The sequence below is a fragment of the Acetivibrio cellulolyticus CD2 genome, assembly GCF_000179595.2.
GTDB lineage: Bacteria > Bacillota > Clostridia > Acetivibrionales > Acetivibrionaceae > Acetivibrio > Acetivibrio cellulolyticus.
The window spans coordinates 71,579-75,227 of sequence record NZ_JH556652.1; the positions used below are offsets into that span (position 1 = coordinate 71,579).

Below are 3,649 nucleotides of genomic sequence, written 5' to 3' on the forward strand. Positions count from 1 at the left end.
ATCCGTTCAATGCATCTTTAATATCTTTATCATTGATATTCCTCCCTATGTTCTCCATGGCAGATACCAATGTTCCGCCTGTGTAGTAAGAAGGTGGCCGTGTTGAGTTCTTAGTAGCTTTTGAATTTGTAACTTTAAGTTTATCGCCGATTTTTACATCAGGAAGAGCTGCAGTATCATTTTTATTTTCTTCTGGATCAGAGAAACATTCCATCCAACCAAGCTGATTTATGGTTTTACCCCTTGACGAAAACTTTTCGTTTTCAATATCTACAGTTATAGTCTTAATAGTGTATTGATAATCAGGGTAGAATACTGATAGAAACCGTCTTGCAATCAGATCGTAGATATTAGCCTCATCATCATCAAGACTTTTAGGAACTATTAGATCAGGTATTATTGCGTGATGATCAGTTATTTTTGTATTATCAACAATTCTTTTTGACAATGGAAGCTTTGGAAGGCTCATTATATAATCGGCCATTTTTTGATATTCCGAATTATTTGATAGCAACTTAATCCTTTCGGGGATCGTATCTGCAATATCTTCAGATAGATGGCAGCTGTCAGTACGTGGATATGTAACATGTTTTTTTTCATATAATCCTTGAACGATCCCTAAAGTTTCCTGAGCTGTTAAACCAAATTTTTTGCTTGCATCCTTTTGTAAATTTGTAAGATCATATAAAAGCGGAGGACCCTCCTCAATCTTATTTGTATCAATATTTTCAATAGTACCTTGTTGACTTTTAATTTTGTCTGCGATGGTCTTAGCTTCTGATTCTGCATAAAGCCTTGTTTCCTTGGTATCTGGATTAAACCATTTACCGCTAAAACTTTCGTAGTAAGCTGTAACTTCCCAATATTCCGTGCTTTTGAATGAGTTAATTTCTTTTTGCCTACATACAATTAACCCGAGAGTAGGGGTTTGTACTCGACCAATTGGAAGTTTTACACCTTTATACTTAATAGAATATGCGCGTGTAGCATTAATTCCTACCAACCAATCGGCAAAGGACCTGCTTAATGCAGACTGATATAAATTATCGTAATAACTACCATCTCTAAGGTTATTTAGACCGTTGGTTATTGCTTGATCCGTTAAGCTTGATATCCAGAGCCTTTGGAATGGCTTTTTGCATTCTGCCATTTGATATATCAGTCTGAAGATTAGCTCACCTTCTCTACCTGAGTCTGTTGCACATATTAGTGCATCGATGCCAGGATCATTCATTAGACTTTTTAGTAAGTTGAAGCGATCAATTTCATAAGAGATAGGTTTTATCTGGATTTCAGTTGGTATAATGGGAAGAGTTTCGAAGCTCCATTTTTTCCAGGCTTTATTATATTCGTTAGGATCGCACAATTCTATAAGATGACCTTTAGCCCAGGATATAACATATTCATTTCCAACAATATACCCATTACATTTCTTAGTGCAGCTAGTTATTTTTGCGATATCATAAGCAACTGATGATTTTTCGGCAATGATGAGAATTTTCCCCATATAATCACATCCTTTTTTATATTTTGGGGTATTATCAAGAAGGTATTATCAAGATAAATATCACCTACATAATAGGGGGTTTTAAGGGTCTGATAATACCTTCTTGATAATACCCTTTTGATAATACTAAAGCCTGTTAAGCCTGTTAAAACTTTGATCAATCATTGCTGCAATACCCGGTAACAAAAAGTACATTTTTTAGTTTCTTTTTTTGAAACACGATTATCATCATGGTAATCGTGTTCTTCCTCTATAACATGGTAGGTTATCTTACCTTTCTTGCACTTAAGGCAAGTTTTTTCTTGATTCTAAGCTTTCAGCCTCTTATAAATAGTTTAGAACGAAGTAATAATTAATTAACATTTCTTAAGTGATAATTTATGTGTATAAAGGTTATAGCCCTATATAGAAGATTATTTTTAGACCTACAATTAACAATATGTTTTGATAATGTATTGTTAAAGTTGAATATAGAATTCATAGTCATATTTCTTTAAATGCTCAAGTATTTGATCTTCATCAACACAAATTTCCATTCCCCTATTCTGTTCTGAAGATTCTTTTACCCAACCTGAGCTTTCCAAAGTAGATAAGGCCTTAATAAGGTTGTTTACATTCATTTTTATTTCTTTAGCCATTTTGAGTTTTCCAGGTAGGTAGATGTTACCTTGTGTGTATTGACGTGCAATGTGGCTTTTTACCCTTATTAGCCCATCATCATCATCATTATCTTTATCTTCTGGGGTTTCTTCAGGGGAATCAACTGAAAATTCATCTAATTTTATAGGCTCATTTTCAGCAGCGGAAGATTTGTTTTTCCACCATTCAACTATATTTTCAATTTGTTTTTCATCTATAAAAGCTGATTTAAATCTTATAGGTTTACGTATTTCTGTAGTTAACAATAGTCCGTCACCTTTTCCTAGTAATTTTTCTGCTCCATTACAATCCAATATTACCCTTGAATTATTTGAATCCGCAACTGCAAAGGCTATTCTGCTAGGAATATTCGTTTTAATTGTGCCGGTTATTACATCAACAGAAGGTCTTTGGGTTCCAACTATCAAATGAATGCCGGCAGCTCGTGCCATTTGTCCAAGACGTTGTATTGATTCTTCTATGGGGTTTTCTTTATCAGATTGAATCATAAGGTCTGCAAGTTCATCAATTATGATTACTATAGAAAACATATGGCAGGCTTTCCCTACTTTGTTATTATAAGATTCAATATTTCGAACTCCTTCGGATGCAAATTTGCGGTACCGCTGCTCCATTTCCCCGACTGCCCACGAAAGCATTCTGTTTGCTGCTTTAACATCAGTTACAGCTGGAGCAAGAAGATGAGGTATTCCATTATAGTTAGATAGTTCCACTACCTTTGGGTCAATAAATATAAATTTAACCTCATCAGGTGTTGCATTAAACAAGATGCTTGCAATAATTCCATTAAGGCATACGCTTTTACCTGACCCGGTAGCTCCTGCGATTAATAGGTGTGGAGTTTTATTTATGCATAAAGTTTGCAGTTCTCCGATTGCAGTTTGACCAAGTATTACTTCTAATGGATTATTACTTTTTTGCTTATTAAAAGCTCGAATACAATCCATATAGGCTACATCATTTGGTACAGGGTTGGGAATCTCAATTATAAGGCCTTGTTCTGACGGTATAATTAATATGGAATTTACCTGAAGAAACATGCAAATTTCTTTTTCTATCGCTGTTATCTTCGATACTCTTCCTTGTGCAGACATGCCAAGTGTGAACCTTGTTATAACAGGACCGATTTCTACTTTTTTAACTGTCAAAAAAGAAATATCAAATTCAGAAAAACACATTTTTAGTTTAGAGGTTAAAGCTTGTGCTTGAGCATTTAAATCAACGGAGGAATTATTTGATATGTTGGTAGCCTCATTTTTTAAAATGCTCAAAGGTGGACAGCCTTTTTTTAGGCATATATCAGTATTTTTTTCAAAGTTTAATGGTGTGGATGCTTTTTTGACCGAATTATTCGAAGTAATATTTATCTTCGGAGGAAACTTTAGAAGAGTATTGTTTCCTGAATGGTTGAGTCTAATGATTACCCTAACTGTAAAGTAAATGACTATAGCAATAATAAATATTAAAACCCAAGTACTTGAA

General features: G+C 34.2%; 2 protein-coding genes. Both read right to left on the reverse strand.

Annotation, left to right across the window (positions count from 1 at the left end; translation table 11 throughout):
• Positions 1 to 1,507, reverse strand: a 1,507-nt coding sequence (locus ACECE_RS26330) for a DNA topoisomerase (protein ID WP_010243765.1), incomplete at its 3' end; no start/stop codon positions are given.
• Between the two features lie 458 nt (positions 1,508 to 1,965).
• Positions 1,966 to 3,649 (reverse strand): DNA translocase FtsK (locus ACECE_RS26335; protein WP_010243766.1); only part of this gene is annotated, 1,684 nt, incomplete at its 5' end.